The 16,474-nt window shown below is 68.2% G+C and carries 15 protein-coding genes; 10 read left to right on the forward strand and 5 right to left on the reverse strand.

Features of this window, described 5'->3' with window-relative positions:
* Window positions 1-1,192: glycosyltransferase family 39 protein (locus E1261_RS33330; protein ID WP_165952738.1), on the reverse strand; the 1,192-nt coding region annotated here is incomplete at its 3' end.
* 37 nt (window positions 1,193-1,229) lie between these two features.
* Window positions 1,230-1,946 carry an SDR family NAD(P)-dependent oxidoreductase gene (locus tag E1261_RS33335; protein WP_132413666.1) on the reverse strand — a complete coding sequence of 239 codons (717 nt, stop codon included), beginning with the start codon at window positions 1,944-1,946 and terminating at the stop codon, window positions 1,230-1,232.
* 87 nt (window positions 1,947-2,033) lie between these two features.
* Here E1261_RS33335 and E1261_RS33340 point away from each other — a divergent pair, with 87 nt between their 5' ends.
* From E1261_RS33340 to E1261_RS33355, 4 genes are all read left to right on the forward strand, one after another.
* A complete protein-coding gene (locus E1261_RS33340; protein WP_238176581.1) occupies window positions 2,034-3,119 on the forward strand; it encodes a GntR family transcriptional regulator in 1,086 nt (361 codons plus the stop codon).
* Between the two features lie 47 nt (window positions 3,120-3,166).
* The gene (locus E1261_RS33345; RefSeq protein WP_132413667.1) at window positions 3,167-4,741 is read left to right on the forward strand and encodes a sensor histidine kinase; all 1,575 of its coding nucleotides are present in this window, start codon (window positions 3,167-3,169) and stop codon (window positions 4,739-4,741) included.
* Window positions 4,738-5,400, forward strand: coding sequence for a response regulator (locus E1261_RS33350; protein ID WP_132413668.1), 663 nt, complete (start codon window positions 4,738-4,740; stop codon window positions 5,398-5,400). The genes E1261_RS33345 and E1261_RS33350 overlap by 4 nt, the downstream gene beginning before the upstream one ends.
* Before the next feature lie 152 nt (window positions 5,401-5,552).
* A complete protein-coding gene (locus E1261_RS33355) occupies window positions 5,553-7,226 on the forward strand; it encodes a division plane positioning ATPase MipZ (protein WP_132413669.1) in 1,674 nt (557 codons plus the stop codon).
* On the opposite strand, the gene E1261_RS33360 is transcribed toward E1261_RS33355, so the two are convergent.
* Window positions 7,210-7,869, reverse strand: coding sequence for a DedA family protein (locus E1261_RS33360; RefSeq protein ID WP_132413670.1), 660 nt, complete (start codon window positions 7,867-7,869; stop codon window positions 7,210-7,212). The two genes, E1261_RS33355 and E1261_RS33360, sit on opposite strands and share 17 nt — an antisense overlap.
* A 160-nt stretch (window positions 7,870-8,029) precedes the next feature.
* Between E1261_RS33360 and thrS the strand changes: the two genes are divergently transcribed.
* Both thrS and E1261_RS33370 read left to right on the forward strand, forming a co-directional pair.
* Entirely contained in the window at window positions 8,030-10,051 is a 2,022-nt protein-coding gene (thrS, locus tag E1261_RS33365) for a threonine--tRNA ligase (RefSeq protein WP_132413671.1), read from the forward strand.
* A gap of 13 nt (window positions 10,052-10,064) precedes the next feature.
* On the forward strand, window positions 10,065-10,640 hold the full coding sequence (locus tag E1261_RS33370; protein WP_132413672.1) for an HIT family protein: 576 nt from the start codon (window positions 10,065-10,067) through the stop codon (window positions 10,638-10,640).
* A 390-nt stretch (window positions 10,641-11,030) separates the two neighbouring features.
* On the opposite strand, the gene E1261_RS33375 is transcribed toward E1261_RS33370, so the two are convergent.
* Window positions 11,031-11,978, reverse strand: coding sequence for a hypothetical protein (locus tag E1261_RS33375; protein ID WP_238176582.1), 948 nt, complete (start codon window positions 11,976-11,978; stop codon window positions 11,031-11,033).
* A 104-nt stretch (window positions 11,979-12,082) separates the two neighbouring features.
* Between E1261_RS33375 and pgsA the strand changes: the two genes are divergently transcribed.
* Both pgsA and E1261_RS33385 read left to right on the forward strand, forming a co-directional pair.
* Window positions 12,083-12,745: a phosphatidylinositol phosphate synthase gene (gene pgsA, locus E1261_RS33380; RefSeq protein ID WP_132413673.1), complete on the forward strand. Its 663-nt coding sequence runs from the start codon at window positions 12,083-12,085 to the stop codon at window positions 12,743-12,745.
* Window positions 12,746-12,748: 3 nt separating this feature from the next.
* Window positions 12,749-13,618: a phosphatidylinositol mannoside acyltransferase gene (locus tag E1261_RS33385; protein WP_132413674.1), complete on the forward strand. Its 870-nt coding sequence runs from the start codon at window positions 12,749-12,751 to the stop codon at window positions 13,616-13,618.
* Here E1261_RS33385 and E1261_RS33390 read toward each other — a convergent pair.
* Window positions 13,615-14,391 (reverse strand): NAD(P)H-dependent oxidoreductase, encoded by a 777-nt coding sequence (locus E1261_RS33390; protein ID WP_132413675.1) that lies wholly within the window; start codon window positions 14,389-14,391, stop codon window positions 13,615-13,617. The two genes, E1261_RS33385 and E1261_RS33390, sit on opposite strands and share 4 nt — an antisense overlap.
* A 116-nt stretch (window positions 14,392-14,507) precedes the next feature.
* On the opposite strand from E1261_RS33390, the gene E1261_RS33395 reads away from it, so the two are divergent.
* A complete protein-coding gene (locus E1261_RS33395; protein ID WP_132413676.1) occupies window positions 14,508-15,308 on the forward strand; it encodes a helix-turn-helix transcriptional regulator in 801 nt (266 codons plus the stop codon).
* Between the two features lie 10 nt (window positions 15,309-15,318).
* Window positions 15,319-16,413, forward strand: a complete 1,095-nt coding sequence (locus E1261_RS33400) for a glycosyltransferase family 4 protein (protein WP_132413677.1) — start codon at window positions 15,319-15,321, stop codon at window positions 16,411-16,413.
* The last annotated feature ends 61 nt before the right edge of the window (window positions 16,414-16,474 follow it).

Genomic DNA, 16,474 nt, shown 5'->3' on the forward strand with positions numbered 1-16,474 from the left:
GGGCGGGGCCGTAGCGGCGGAGGGCGCCGGCTTGGCCGTAGTTGCTGGTGAGGATGGTGGTGGTGGCGCGTTCGGAGGCGGGGATGGCGTTGGCGACCGTCGTGGTGAGGTTTTGCCAGCCGATCTGTTCGCCTTGCTCCTTGTTGACGGGGATGACGAAGTCGACGGCTGAGGTGGGGAGGACGGGCAGGGTGAAGATGAAGGAGGTGGCTGCGGTGAAAACAAGTGCGGCGGCTGCCAGCGGGCGGTGTCTGGTAATCCAGGCGAGAGTGGGTTCGGCGCCGGCCGCGACCAGGACGTACAGCAGGGGCAGGGCGTAGTAGGACTTGCCACCCACAGCTAGTACTGCGACGCACAGGACCGGATAGGCGAGTGCCACCGCGCGTGGCCACTGCATCTTCCAGAGCCGGCGGAAGCCAGCCACCCACACCGGGAGCAGCAATGGGGAGAGCTGCAGGATCTGCAGCGGAATGAACATGATGCGGTTCTCAGTGCCGTCGTCCGAGCTGATCCCGCCCGCGACAGTTAACTGCGGCCAGTCGTGCTGGAACTGCCAGATGACGTTGGGCAGCGCGACCAGCCCCGCAAGGGCGACACCCCCGAGCAGCCACCACGACCGCAGTACCTGGCGTGGCCCGACAATCAGCAGCGCAACCAGCAGCGCCCCGATCGGCAGTACGACGAGGTACTTGTTCTCCAGCGCGATTCCGGCGGTCAACCCGAGTGCCAGCCACCAGCGTCGGTCGTCGGTGCGCAGAAGCTTGACTGCGAACAACGCGATGAGCATCCAAGCGAGCAGGTCGTACGTCGCGGTGGAGACCATGTGGCCCACGCCAGGCAGGAAGCCCGAAACAGCCGCACAGACCGCGGCCACCACCTGACCAGGGCGGTTGCTGTCAAACTCGCGGGCCAGCAGTGCGACGACGATCACCGTCGCGGCGCTGGCGAGAGTCGAGATGACTCGAAGACCCATAGGTGTATTGCCGAAGAGCTCAGTGGAGACGCGAGCGATCAGCGGCGTCAGCGGTGGTTGGTCGACGTACCCCCAAGCGAGCTTGTCGCCCGCCACCAGGAAGTACAGCTCGTCGCGGTGATAGCCGTACCGACCCGACAGTGCAGTCAGTACGACGGCCAGCGCACCGGCGACGGCAAACACGGAACGCGCAGCGAAGGCAGGTGCGGGCGGAAGCATGCTCGAATGCTGACAGCACAGCGAGGTCATGAACAGCTCAATTCAGCCAGCGCGGCGGCTCACCCCGATCCAGCAGTACGACGCGGCCCGCCGCACTGTCGTCGCGTACGAACTGAACCACCGCATCGGTCACCGCCGCGAGCGAAACCTGCGCCGCACCACGCTCAGTGGCCGGCAGCATCGCTCGCTCCTGGACGCCGCGCTCGGTGGCAACCCAATCCGGTACGACGCAGTTGACGCGGACGCGATGTGTCGTGGCCAGCGGAGCGAGCGTTGCCGTGAAGCGGATCAGCCCGGCCTTCGCGGCGCTGTACTCGGGCGAGGAATGCCCCTCGAATCCCAGTCCCGCGGTCGATCCGACGTTGACGATCGCGCCACCGCCCGCCTGCTGCATGCCGTCGAGCGCGAGCTGGGTGGCGAGCATCGGCGCCCGGAGATTCAGGTCGAGCGAGGCCGACCATCGCTCGACGGGCGCCTCGGGGAAGCAGGGCGCGAGCTGCGCCCCGCCGCCTGCGTTGTTGACGAGGATGTGCGGTTGGCATGACATCAGCTCCGCAACCGCCGCATCGGACCGCAGATCCACCTCGGCAAAGCGGGCTGCGGGGCCGATCGACGTACAGGTTTCGTGGCCGCCGGCGGCGTCGATGTCGGCGACCACCACCTGTGCGCCCTCGGCGGCGAGGCGCTGGGCGATGGCTCGGCCGATGCCGACAGCGGCCCCGGTGACGACAGCGAGTTTGCCCTGGATGTCCATGATTCGCAGGCTGCCACAACGGACCGACAGTCTTCGGGGATGATTTGATATGCCAACCAGACCGGGCACGGTGAGGAGGATGGGCGGGTGCTGCTGTATGAGGAGATCTGTGCGCGGTTGCTCGACCAGATCCGGCGCGGGGTGCTGGGGCCGGGCGACCGGGTAGCGTCGGAGATGGAGCTGGCGGTCGAGTTCGACGTCAGCCGGATCACGTCGAAGCGGGCGCTCGAGGTGCTGCGCGAGGCCGGGCTGGTCGAGCGGGTCCGCGGCAAGGGCACGTTCGTGGTGCAGGAGTTGCCGGATCTGTCCGGGGTCACGATGCCGCTGCGCGGGCGGGTGGCGGCTCCACGACGCGAGGCGCGGACGATCGCGCTCGTCGTACCGGATGTGTCGGACTCCTACGGCCTCGAGTTGATGTGTGCGATCGAGGAGCGCTGTGCGGAGCACGAGACGCACTTGATCGTACGGCGGACGCACGGGCGGCAGGCCGATGAGGAGAAGGCCGTCGACTCGCTGGTTGCGACCGGTGAGGTGGACGGGCTGATCGTCTTCCCGGTGCATGGCGACTTCTACAACGCGAGTCTGTTGCGGCAGGTGCTGGACGGGTATCCGATCGTGCTGGTCGATCGGCATCTGTCCGGGATTCCGGTGTCCGCGGTCCACACCGACAACGTCGCGGCGGCCCGAGCGCTCACCACCCGACTGCTCGACCAGGGGCATCAGCACATCGCGTTCGTCTCGCCGCCGCCGGTCAACACGTCGTCGATCGAGGATCGGCTGGAGGGCTTCCGCTCGGCCTTCCAAGGGCGAGGTCAGGCCTATGAGCTGACGGGTCTGCGCAGCACGCTGCCCGGTTCGATGGAGAGTGTGGAGGGGGATATCGACGCGATCCGTCAGTTCCGCGACCGATTCCCGGAGGTGACGGCGTACGTCGCGTGTGAGTACAACCTGGCCCGGATGACGGATCGCGCGCTCGGCCGCGAGCGGGTCGTCGCCTGTTTCGACTCACCCGGGGACTCGATCGGCGGACCGCCGTACCTGCATGTGCGCCAGAACCAAGGCGAGATGGGCCGTACGGCGGTGGACCTGCTCGTCGCGCGGTTGCGTGGTGAGACGGTGCCCAACCTGACGTACGTGCCGTTCGAGATCGTCGACGCCGCGGACGACCACTGACTTTCGGCAGTACTGCGGGGGCCCGGCGGCTGTGTAGCGTCGGCGCCATGAACTGGCGGCGCTTGGGTGATGCCGGCCTGGGGGCCGCGCTGAGCCTTCCCGTTCTCGCGGAGAGCGGTGCCCGGCAGGATCCGTGGTGGATGCAGCTGACCTGCCTTGCGATCCTCGGTACGGCGGTGCTGTTGCGGCGCAGCCGGCCGTTGCTTTCACTCGCCCTGATTGCTTGGGGAGAGAGCGTGATCTTGGCGTTCTCACTCGGCACGACCAACGGCGTACCGATCGCGTTGGTGTTCGCGATCATCGTGCTGAGCTATCTGGCGGGACGCCGGGAAACGCAGCTCAAGCACTTCGTGATGCTCTGTAGCTGGACGCTGCTCGGCCTGTTGCTGCTGTCGATGATCGTGCGGCCGGAGGTGGCGAAGACCGAGGCTGTGCTGACCTGGCTGGTGGTGCTGCTGCTCGCGCTGCTCCTGGTCGTGCTCCCGTGGCTGATCGGCCGGTACCGGGCGCAGCAGGTCCTGCTGGAGTCGGCAGGCTGGGAGCGGGCGGAACGGATCGAGCGCGAGCAGCAGATGGCGGTGGCACAGGAACGCCTCAGAGAGCGCTCTCGCATCGCTCAGGACATGCACGATTCCGTGGGCCACGAGCTGAGCCTGATCGCTCTGAGAGCGGCGGCTCTCGAGCTCGACGTAAAGCTTAGCGGTGAGCAACGCGAAGCCGCGGGCTCTCTCCGGGAGGCGGCCGCGTCGGCGACCGAGCGCCTGGGCGAGATCATCGGCGTACTGCGCGACTCCGAAGCGACGACCGTTCCGCGCGACGAGACGGTGGCGGCGCTGGTGGAGCGGGCGGCCGCCTCCGGTGTCGAGGTGGAGCTCACAGAGGAGGGCTCGGCCGAGCCGGCGCCGATGGTCGATCGGGCCGTGCATCGCGTGGTCCAGGAGTCGCTCACCAACGCGAGCAAGCACGCGCCCGGCGGAGCCGTCTCGGTCACCGTCCGGTACGGCGACGAGATCACCGTCACCGTGGCCGACACGGGAGCTACGCGGCCGGTGCCGAAGCCGACAGCGTCGAGCGGTCGGGGACTCGACGGTCTCCGGGAGCGCGTGCGATTGGTCGGTGGAAGTCTGCAAGCGGGACCGCGGACAGCCGGTGGATTCGAGGTCCGAGCGGTCATGCCGAGCGCAGGCGGTCGCCCCGAGCCCGAGACAGCAGCCGAAGCCGGCGCAGCGACGGAGCGAGATCAGGTACGGCGGACCGCGCGGCGCGGACTGGTCACGGCCGTCGTGGCACCGCTGGTGCTCGGATCGGTGATCGGGGTGGTTGCTCTGGGCTACTACTTGGTGACCGGATACAGCTCGATCCTGCGACCCGCCGCGTACGACGAACTCACGCTCGGGCAGGCCGAGAACGACGTACGGACAGCACTTCCGGCGATGGAGATGATCGATCCGCCGTCGGAGCGAATCACGCTGCCGAACGGTTGGGCCTGCCAGTACTATCGGCCGGCTGAACCGTTCTCGACCAACTACGTGTACCGACTGTGCTTCGCCGGCGGCGTGCTGGTGGACAAGGCAATCCTGCAGAGCGGTTCGGTCCAGCCAACTCCGGAGAGTCCACGGTGATCAAGGTTCTGCTGGCCGATGACGAGCTGATGGTCCGTGCCGGGGTGCGCGCGATCCTCGGCACCGACGACGCGATCGAGGTCGTTGCCGAGGCATCCGATGGGCTGGAGGCGGTCGAGCTGGTACGGCGGCATCGGCCGGATGTCGCCGTACTGGATATCCGGATGCCGCGGATGGACGGGCTGGAAGCGGCCGCGGAGATCCGGCGCCAAGTCCCCGAGACGGCGGTCGTGATGCTGACGACGTTCTCCGAGGACGCCTATATCGCGCGGGCGTTGGGTGACGGGGCGAGCGGGTTCCTGCTGAAGTCCGGTGATCCGCGGGAGCTGATCGCTGGGCTGAAGGCTGTCGCGGAAGGCGCTGCCTATCTGTCGCCGCGGGTGGCGCAGCGGGTGATTGCCGAGCTGAGCGGCGGTTCGATGGCCAGGGCGGTCGCGGCCAAGGAGCAGGTCGATGTGCTGAGCCCGAGAGAGCGTGAGGTGCTCGGGCTGGTCGGTGCGGGGATGTCGAATGCTGAGATCGCGCAGCGCCTGTTCCTGGTCGAGGGAACGGTGAAGGCCTACGTGAGTGCGATCCTGCTCCGGCTGGCGGTCAAGAACCGTGTCCAGGCGGCGATCGTCGCGTACGAAGCCGGTTTGGTGACCAGCCCGGAAAAGTGAGGGGTGGCAGGAACCTGCGACGCTCCGGGTCGTGACATGGCGTGGACACCGGGTCATGGGATAGTGGGACACCCGGGGACCTCACCTCCGGATCGACACACCAGCTGTGGGGCGTCCACCGCCCCTTCTCACAGAAATCGGGGACCCAGGTCGTGACCGACTCGCACAACTCCGGACAGCACAAAGACCGGGAAGCGGCGGCGGCCGAGGTCCGGAGAATGTGGCAACCGACGCCCTCCTGGACCCAGCCGGACCCGAACGCGGAGCCTGCCGCCGACCCGGCCGACACCGCGGAACAGACCCCGGACGCTCTGTCCGAGGAGTTCCCGGGCGACTCGTGGTCCCGTCCCGCGGGTCAGGCAGCGCAGGGTCAGGCAACGCAGGGTCAGACAACGCAGGGCCAGGCAGCGCCTTGGGAGAAGCAGACGCCGCCCCCGAGCCAGCCCCTGCCGTCGAGCCAGCCCCTGCCGTCGAACCAGCCACTGAGCCAGCCGACCCCGTCGTGGACGCAGCCGGCCGCTGAGCCGACGGCCTCCTGGACGCAGCCGGCCGTCGAGCAGCCCGACTTCGAGGACGAGGTCGCGGAGACCGAAGACGCGCACGCCGCTGCGGTCGAGAGCCCCGAGGAGCCGAGCGCCCCGGCGCACGATTCAGGTCCGGCAGGTCCGCCGGAGACTCCGGTCTTCGGTGGTCAGTCGTTCAACGTCTCGGGACCGACCTTCGGCCAGGGCAGCCAGGGCGGTCACCAAGGACACCAAGGACAGCCAGGACACCAAGCCCCGCCACAGCAAGGTGGGCACGCACCGCAGCAAGGTGGCCAGCCGTTGTCGCCGGCCGCGCAGCACTTCTTCCCGCAGGGAATCCCGGGGCAGAACGTTCCGCAGCAGCGAGAGGTCTCATACCGGACCGACGAGCTGATGCAGGCGCTGCCGCTGCCGCGGGAGGCTCCGGCCGAGCGCGGTGTCCGGAGCGTGCTGCGGCTGCGTCCCGGCACGACCGAGCGCACGGAGCGGATCGCTCGCATGACCGCGGCGACTGCGTTCCGGCGGCCGGTCACGATCGTCGTGGCGAATCCGAAGGGCGGCTCGGGCAAGACACCGACCACGTTGCTGCTGGCGGGTGCGCTCGGTCAGGCGCGTGGTGGCGGCGTCGTGGCCTGGGACAACAACGAGCTGCGCGGCAACATGCACCTGCGCACCCACGACACGAACGCGCGGTCGACGGTGACCGACATGCTGCAGGCGATGGCGATGCTGACCCAGCCGGATGCACGGCTCGGCGACGTCGCGGCGTACCTGCGGCACCAGGTCTCCGGTCAGTACGACGTGCTGACGTCGGCGACCACGACGTACGCGCAGATCGAGGCGAGTGACTTCGACCAGATCCACCGCCTGCTGAGCCGGTTCTACAAGGTGCTCGTGATCGACACCGGCAACAACGAGGGCTCCAGCAACTGGCGCGAGGCGATGAAGGCGGCCGACGCCCTCGTCATCCCGATCAAGTGGAAGAGCCTGTCCTGTGCGGCCGCCGTACAGATGCTGGAGGAGCTGGACAACCAGGGTCCCGAGGCGCAGCGGCTGATCCGGCGCGCGATCATCGCGGTGTCGAACGGTCCGGGTGACATCAACCGCGAGGTGGAGAAGCAGCTTCGCCCGTACTTCGAGTCTCGGGCGGCTGCGGTCGTCGACATCCCGACCGACCAGCACATCGCTGCCGAGGGACCGCTCGACCACTCGGCTCTGCAGCCGGCCACCCGGCGGGCCGGCCTGGAGCTGGCGGCGAAGGTGTCCGAGCAGATCACGATCGCGCTCAACGTTCCGAGGTGACCATGAGCTCGTCCTCGACCTGAGGCTCGACCTCAGGTTGAGGGCGGCGCTTGCTGCGGTAGTGGCGGACAACCTCGACGATCAAGGTCACGCCGAGAGCGAGGCCGATACCGAGGGCGACACCCTTGAGCGGGTTGTCCTCGAAGGCCTTGCCGCCGATGTATCCGACCAGGCTGCAGTAGAGACCCCAGCTGATGGCAGCCACCGCAGCGTACGGCGTGAAGCGGCGCAGGGGGTAGCGGACGCTGCCCATGGTGAGGGTGACGGCGGTGCGGCCGCCGGGGATGTAGCGGGCGACGATCAGGACCAGGCCGCCGCGGTCGGCGAGCGCTCGGCGGGCCCACATCACTGCGGTATGGCGTTTGGTCCCGGGCTTGACGCGGTCGAGCATCCGGCCACCCGCGCCCCGGCCTAACAAGTAGGACAGGTGGTCGCCGACGAAGGCGCCCAGTGCGGCGGCCACGATGACGACGTACAGGTTCGGGTGGCCGATCGAGGCGGCGAAGACGCCGGCCGTGATGACGAGGGTTTCACTGGGAACTGCCGGGAAGAACCCGTCGAGGGCTGCGAACCCCCAGACCGCGAGGTAGATCCACCACGATGACATCAGTTGTTCCGCGAAGTGCAGCAAGGTGTCGCCCATGCATCAAACCTAGGAATCGGCGACCCTGAGCCGCATCGGACGACAGACCTGACTTACCCCCTACTTTCGTCAGGGGTGCCCGTCATCCGAAAAATGACCGTCGCCGATACCATCTGTCCCGGGACCGGCGTTGGGCCGGCCGTAGGCGGAGGAGTGCAACGTGTCGGAAGTCAAGGTCCATCTGGTCGGCGTCGAGGGCGAGGCTGAGCGGAGCGTGACCGAGACGACGACGATCGGGGAGCTGTTCGCCGGGATCTTCGGTCAGGACCGCTCCGCCATCGCCGCCCGCGTCAACGGTGAGCTGCGCGACCTGTCCACGGTGGTGAGTGACGGCGACGAGATCGAGCCGGTCAAGGCCGGTTCGGACGACGGCCGCGCGATCATCCGGCACTCGACCGCGCATGTGCTGGCGCAGGCGGTCCAGGAGCTGTTCCCGGAGGCCAAGCTCGGGATCGGCCCGCCGGTGGAGAACGGCTTCTACTACGACTTCGACGTACCGACGCCGTTCACGCCGGACGATCTGGGCAAGCTCGAGAAGAAGATGCAGCAGATCATCAAGGAGCGGCAGCGGTTCGCCCGCCGGGTGGTCTCCGACGACGACGCGCGCAGCGAGCTGGCGGCCGAGCCGTACAAGCTCGAGCTGATCGGCATCAAGGGCTCGGCTGCGGACGCGGCCGAGGGCGCTTCGGTGGAGGTGGGCGGCGGCGAGCTGACCATCTACGACAACATCCGCCGCGACGACTCGGTCGCCTGGAAGGACCTGTGCCGTGGGCCGCACGTGCCGGCCACCGGGTACCTGGGCAACTTCAAGCTGATGCGGACGGCAGCGGCGTACTGGCGGGGGTCTGAGAAGAACCCCCAGCTGCAACGCATCTACGGTACGGCGTGGGAGTCGCGCGACGAGCTCAAGGCGTACCTGACCCGTTTGGAGGAGGCCGCCAAGCGCGACCACCGCAAGCTGGGTAACGAACTCGACCTGTTCAGCTTCCCCGACGAGATCGGTTCAGGTCTCGCGGTCTTCCACCCCAAGGGCGGCGTGCTGCGCAAGGTGATGGAGGACTACTCCCGCCAGCGTCACGTCGAGGATGGCTACGAGTTCGTCTACTCGCCGCACATCACCAAGGGCCAGTTGTTCGAGACCTCGGGCCACCTGGACTGGTACGCCGACGGCATGTACCCGCCCATGCACCTGGACGAGGAGCGTGGCGCGGACGGCCAGATCCGCAAGCAGGGTCAGGACTACTACCTGAAGCCGATGAACTGCCCGATGCACAACCTGATCTTCAGTGCGCGCGGCCGCTCGTACCGCGAGCTGCCGCTGCGGCTGTTCGAGTTCGGCACGGTGTACCGGCTGGAGAAGTCCGGCGTCATCCACGGGATGACCCGGGCCCGTGGGTTCACGCAGGACGACGCGCACATCTACTGCACGCGTGAGCAGATGCGCGACGAGCTTCGCGACCTGCTGACGTTCGTGCTCGGTCTGCTGGCCGACTACGGTCTCGACGACTTCTACCTGGAGCTGTCGACGAAGAACCCGGAGAAGTTCGTCGGGTCCGACGAGGTCTGGGAAGAGGCGACCAACACGCTGCGCGAGGTCGCCGAGGGTTCCGGTCTCGAGCTGGTCCCGGACCCGGGCGGCGCCGCGTTCTACGGCCCGAAGATCTCCGTGCAGGCCCGGGACGCGATCGGCCGGACCTGGCAGATGTCGACGATCCAGCTGGACTTCAACCTGCCGGAGCGGTTCGAGCTGGAGTACACCGCGCCGGACGGTTCGCGGCAGCGGCCGGTGATGATCCACCGCGCGCTGTTCGGTTCGATCGAACGGTTCGTCGCGGTCCTGGTCGAGCACTACGCCGGCGTCTTCCCGCCGTGGCTGGCGCCGGTCCAGGTGATCGGCATCCCGATCACCGACGGCCACGTCGACTACCTGTACGACGTCGCCCAGCAGCTGAAGTCGCAGGGGATCCGGATCGAGGTCGACTCCTCCGACGACCGGATGCAGAAGAAGATCCGGAACGCCCAGAAGTCGAAGGTCCCGTTCATGCTGATCGCGGGCGACGACGACATGGCCGCGGGGTCGGTGTCGTTCCGCTACCGCGACGGCACGCAGAAGAACGGCGTACCGGTCGCGGACGCGATCGCCGAGATCGTCGAGGCCGTCGCCCGGCGCGTCCAGGTATGACGGGCGTCCAGGTATGACGGATACCCCGGAGTCGCCGTACCAGCCTGAGGAGCTGGTGCGGCAGGACGGGGTCGGGGTGGGCGATCCGTTCCTGCGGTTGTGGACGCCGCACCGGATGGCCTACATCGAGGGTGAGAACAAGCCCACGAGCATGGACGCCGGTTCGGGGTGCCCGTTCTGCCGGTTGCCGGGGCTGCCGGATACCGACGCGCTGATCGTGCATCGGGCCGAGGCGGCGTACGCCGTACTGAATCTGTATCCGTACAACCCGGGGCATCTGATGCTGGTGCCGTACCGGCATGTGGCCGACTACACCGAGCTGACGGCTGATGAGGTGTCGGATATCGCGGCGCTGACTCAGCAGGCGATGCTGGCGGTTCGTGCGGTGTCGGATGCGCACGGGTTCAACATCGGCATGAACCAGGGCGAGATCGCGGGTGCCGGGATCGCGGGGCACCTGCACCAGCACGTCGTACCGCGGTGGTCCGGCGACGGGAACTTCATGCCGGTGATCGGTCACACGAAGGTGCTGCCGCAGCTGCTCGCGGACACCCGGGCGCTGCTCGCCAAGTCGTGGCCCACCACCTGACAGCACCGCACGTGGTGTTGTCAGTTGGGGCGGTTGCGGTCAGTCAGGGGCGCTCCACACGAGCTGGTACGACGTTGTGCACGGGTCAACCATGTGTGCGGTCGGATCGTGGTTGAGGGGCGCTCAAGGTGCGCCGGCCAGGCGACGTTGTGCACGGTTCGACTGGTTGGCGGGCTGCCAGATGGTTGATGGGTGCTCAAGGTGGATGTTCGGCGTCCGGTTCGCTGCGGGTTCCCCTAACGTCCGAACAACCGGAGGCGGGCCCTCCGATCTTTCGGACGTTAGCGGGGCGCCGGGGTTAACGTCCGAACAACCGGAGGCGGGCCCTCCGATCTTTCGGACGTTAGCGGGGAGCAGTGAACGCGAATACTGCAACCTCGTCTGAACCAGTTACCTCAGGAACAGCGGCATCATCGGGTCGACGATGGCGGTTAGCGTGTCGAGGCTGACTTCGCGGGGTGGGGTGGTGAGGGCTGTGACCCGGACGACGCGGCGGCCGAGGCGGAAGACGAGTTCGCCTTCGTCGGGGAGGTAGTAGCCGGGGCTGCCGATCGGGGCGTTTCGGGGTGGGGGGACGCGTTGGGCCTCGGGGATGGTCGGCTGGTCGAAGGCTTCCACGATCGACACGGTGGCGTCGTACGTGCCCCAGATACAGGTCAGCGCGCCACGCACTCGATAGTCGCGCCGCAACTGAGCAGCCGCCCCGATGAACTTCTCGGCCGGCGAGTTCGACAGCTGACACGTCGGATCCGTCTGCCGCGCATCGCGAAGCACCCGAGGTACGACGTCCTTCGCGGCCAGCGCGATCGTGACGGCCTTGGCGCGGTCGAGGCCGTCCGCGCGGCCCTGATCGATACCGCCGGCCGGGGTGATGCGGACCGCGCGATCGGCGGTGATGAAGACGATCCGGGACTCGGTGATCTGCGCTTCTGGGCCGAGTTCGGTCAGCGGGGAGATGTGGCCGGCGCCGTTGAGTAGTCGGCCGAGCGCGTCGGGCTGGCGGGGGAGCGCGCTCACTCCGACCGTGACCGGGCGACCGTCGACCAGCAGCGTGCACAGGTCGAGGGCGGGCAGGCCGCCGTCGTTCCAGGCACCGTCATGCGCGGTGACGGGCACGGTCAGACGCGCCGTCAGTTCACCGGCGATCGCCGTACAAGCCTGTGGACCGGGCGCACCGGACCGGCCGTCGAGGCCTTGGGCCTGTGGGGGAGCGATGACGGTCGGTACGCCGGCCGGTGGTGCGGGCGGGACGGACGGCCTGGGGCGGTCGGCGTTGCGGGCGACCGAACAGCTGGACAGAACCAGCGTGACAAGCACGACGAACGGGGCGATCCGCATGCCTCACCTCCCCAGCGACCGACGCAGTTACTGAGTCCAGGATCACTTGCTGCAGGGTGGCTGTCACCTGATGGTGACGTGGCTCGACTACGATCACGCACGCCATGCTTAACAGATTCCGGCATTTCTGGACCTTGGTGATCACGCCGATCGCCAACCTCCTGCTCAAACTCGGCGTGAGCGCCGACATGGTCACGCTGGTGGGCACCGTTGGGGTGTCCGCCGGAGCGCTGATCTTCTTCCCCCGCGGCCAGCTCTGGCTCGGCGCGGTGGTGATCACCTGTTTCGTCTTCTCCGACCTGATCGACGGCCACATGGCCCGGACGTCGGGCACGTCGTCGAAGTGGGGGTCCTACCTGGACTCCACGCTGGACCGGATCGCCGACGGCGCGATCTTCGGCGCTCTGGTGCTCTTCTACGCCAACTCCCGCGCGGGCGACTCGACGCTGATGGCGTCGGTCACGCTGTGGGCGCTGGTGATGGGCGCGGTCACGTCGTACGCGCGAGCCAAGGCGGAGAGTCTCGGGTACAAGGCGAGCGGTGGTCTGGCCGAGCGTGCCGACCGGCTGGTGTTCGTGCTGGTGACGGCGTTCTTCTCGGACGTCTTCAACCTGCCGATCCTGCTCGAGATCGTGATCTGGTACATCGCGGCCGCGAGCACGATCACCGTCGTCCAGCGGTCGCTGTCGGTGCGCAAGCAGGTGCTGGCCGACCCGGCCAACGCCGGCCTCGACACCCCACCGCCGCCGGAAGACCCGAAGAGCTGATCAGTGGAGAGCCTCCGCCAGCGGGCCGTCGACCTAGCGTTTGCGCTCGCCTGGATCGTCGTACGGCGCCTGCCGGAACGAACCGTGACTTGGTTGTTCCGGCGGGCCGCTGACCGCACCTATCGCAGCAACGGTCGCGGGGTGCAGCGGCTGCGGAGCAACCTCGCGGTCGTCCGCCCCGATGCGACCCCGGCTGAGCTGGACGCGCTGACCCAGGCCGGGATGCGCTCCTACCTGCGCTACTGGCAGGAGGCGTTCCGGCTGCCGGACTGGACCGATGAGCAGATCGTCGGCCGGGTCCGCACGGTGAACGAGAAGCTGCTTCGCGACGCGCATGCCGCGGGGAAGGGCGTCATCTGTGGGCTGCCGCACCTGGCGAACTACGACCACGCGGGCGCCTGGGCCGGGCGCACCGGGATGCCCGTGTGGACGGTCGCCGAGCGCCTGAAACCCGAATCGCTCTTCGACCGATTCATTGCCTACCGCAAGAAGCTCGGCATGGTCGTGCTTCCGCTGACCGGCAGTGACGAGGATGTCACCGCCGTTCTCGCGGAACAGTTGCGCGCGGGGCAGTTCGTCTGTCTGGTCGCCGACCGCGATCTGTCCGAGCGCGGCGTACCGGTCACGTTCTTCGGACGCCCGTCGCGGATGCCCGTCGGACCGGCCGCCCTGAGCCTGAAGACCGGCGCCCCGCTGATCCCAGCCACCCTGCACTTCGACGGCCCGGACCTGGTGATCACCTTCCACGACCCGGTCGGCCCCGAGGGCGGAGCCGCGGCGATGACCCAGCGCTGCGCTGATGCCTACGCCCGCGGGATCGCCGCCCACCCCGAGGACTGGCACATGCTGCAGCGGATCTTCCTAGAGGACTAGTTCACGTGTAGCCCGAAGCCCGTGCGGCCGGTGGGCTCCAGACCGTCCTTCAGTTGCAGTGAGGGGATCTCGTAGTCGCCGAAGTTCTGCCGGCGGAACGCGATCGGGGCGGTCGAGTCCAAGGTCAGTAGCCGGTGCGTCCAGGCCTTGGCGGCATCGGGGTACTGCTCGTCGGTCATCCGGTCGGTGCCGTAGAGCACGAACGGCGGGAGCACCTCGAGACCGGGGTAGTAGAGGATCCCGTGCTGGATCGGGAACAGCAGGTCGTCGATCGGTCCGTTGATCCCGCGTTCGGAATAGTGCGATTCCGGGCCGCCGGCGGTCACTGCCAGCATCGCCCGGCGGCCGGCCAAGGTGCCTTCCCCGAAGCGTTCGCCGTACTGGACGTCGTTGTGCGGGCCGACGCCGTACCCGAAGTGGAAGCTGAACACGCGGTCCACCCAGCCTTTGAGGATCGCGGGCATCGTGTACCACCACAGCGGGAACTGGAAGATGATCATGTCCGCCCACAGCAGCTTCTCCTGCTCGGCGCGGACGTCCGGGGTCAGGGTGCCGGTGTCGAACGCCCGGCCGGAGGCGCGGATGATCCGCAGCGGGCTGTCGGTGTCGGGCCCGAAGTCCGCGGCGTCCACGGCGCTCTTCCAGTTCATCGCGTACAGGTCACTCACCTGTACGTCGTGTCCCGCGTCCTGCAGCGTGGATACCGCGAGGTCCTTCAGCGAACCGGTGAGCGACCTCGGCTCGGGGTGGGCGTAGATGATCAGTGTCTTCATGGCTCGATTCTGGGCAGCGCGGCGCTCGGTGTTCAGGGGCGCGGCTTCCGTCGGACCGGACTTCCTGGTGTTGGCAGGACCACCCTTGCACGGCGGATCGCGGTGATACTGGGGCCATGGACGATCTCGCGGGGTACCTGCGGACCCGGCGCTCCCGGGTGGTTCCGGCCACTGTCGGCATCCCCACCGACAGCCGTCGCCGGGTCGAAGGGCTGCGCCGCGAAGAGGTCGCCCACCTGTCCGGCGTGAGCGTCGACTACTACGTCCGCCTGGAGCAGGGGCGCGCCACGCAGCCGTCTGAGCAGGTCCTGGACGCGCTGGCCCGCGTGCTCGGCCTCGACGAGACCGAACGCTGCCATCTCGACCGGCTCGCCGGGCAGCGCCGCCGCCGCGCGAAGGCACCGGCAAACAAGATCCGGCCGGAGCTGCAGCGGGTCATCGACCTGATTGCCGGCGCACCCGCGCTGATCATGAATCATCGCCTGGAGGCGCTCGCCGGGAATCGCCTGGCCGAGCTGCTGTTCTCTCGCCCGCTGCCGGGCTTCAACATCGCGCGGCACATCTTCCTCGAGGAGGACGAGCGCGGTCTGTACGCCGACTGGGACGACTGCACCCTCGATGTGGTCGGGCATCTGCGGCTGTCGGCCGGTCACTACCCGGACGACCGCCGGCTGGCTGAGCTGATCGGTGAGCTGGCGATGCACAGCGACCCCTTCCGCCGCCTGTGGGCACGAGCCGAGGTGCGCGCCCGCACCCACGGACGCAAGGCGTACCGGCATCCGCTCGTCGGACTGCTCGAACTGCACCAGGAGAACTTCGCTCTGCCCGACGGCTCAGGTATGGAACTGATCACGTTGTCCGCGGCGCCGGGCAGCGCGGCAGCGGACGGGCTGCGGCTGCTTACCAGCCTCGGGTGACAATTGGTCCGTGAGGATCGGCGTGGTGTGTCCGTACTCGCTGGGCATGCCCGGCGGTGTGCAGAACCACGTCCGCGACCTGGCCGAGGCGCTGCTCGACGTCGGCCACGAAGTCTCCGTGCTCGCCCCGGTCGACGACAACGAGGTCCCGCCGTACGTCGTTTCGTCCGGACGAGCCGTCGGTGTCCCGTACAACGGGTCGGTGGCCCGGGTCACCTTCGGACCGCGGACCGCGGCGCGGGTGAAGTCCTGGCTGGCCGAGGGTGACTTCGATGTCGTCCACGTGCACGAGCCGACGACTCCGAGTGCGTCGATCATCGCGCTGTGGTCGGCTGACGGTCCGTTCGTCTCGACCTTCCACACCTGGCAGGTCCGGTCCCGGGCGATGAGTGCCGCGTCGAGCCTGCTCCGCCCGGCGCTGGAGAAGATCGACGCCCGGATCGCGGTCTCGGAGAACGCGCGCTCGATGATGGTCCAGCACGTCGGCGGCGAAGCGGTCGTGATCCCGAACGGCCTGTACACCTCGCGCTTCAAGGGCAGCCCCCGCAACGAGTGGCAGGGCGACGGCACGATCAGCTTCCTCGGCCGCCTGGACGAACCCCGCAAGGGACTCGGCGTCCTGCTGAAGGCGGTCCCCGCGCTCGTCACCGCACGCCCCGGCCTGAAGGTGCTGGTGGCCGGCGCCGGTCAGGCCGACGAGGCCTGGCGGTCGCTGCCGTTCTGGTGCCGCGACAACGTGCTCTTCCTCGGCATGGTCGACGACGAGGCCCGCGCTGACATGCTGGCCGGCTCCGACGTATACGTCGCTCCCCACCTGGGCGGCGAGAGCTTCGGCATCGTCCTCCTCGAAGCAATGGCCGCCGGCGCCCCGGTCCTGGCCAGCGACCTCCCCGCCTTCCGCCAGGTCCTCGAAAACGGCCGCCTGGGCGACCTAGTCGAACCCGGCAACGTGCAGCTCCTCACCAACCGCATCCTGCACCTGCTTCGCTCACCCGACGACCGCGAACAACTCCGCTCCGCCGGCCTGACCGCCGTACAGGCTTATGACTGGTCAGTCCTCCTCCCCGAACTCCTAGCCGTCTACGAACTGGTCGCCCGCCGCTGATCATCGGAGTCTGGCTGCCAGATACCGGCAGCCGGACTCCGCAAAGGTCGCTATCGAACCT

Source organism: Kribbella albertanoniae, from assembly GCF_004348455.1.
Classification (GTDB): Bacteria; Actinomycetota; Actinomycetes; order Propionibacteriales; family Kribbellaceae; genus Kribbella; species Kribbella albertanoniae.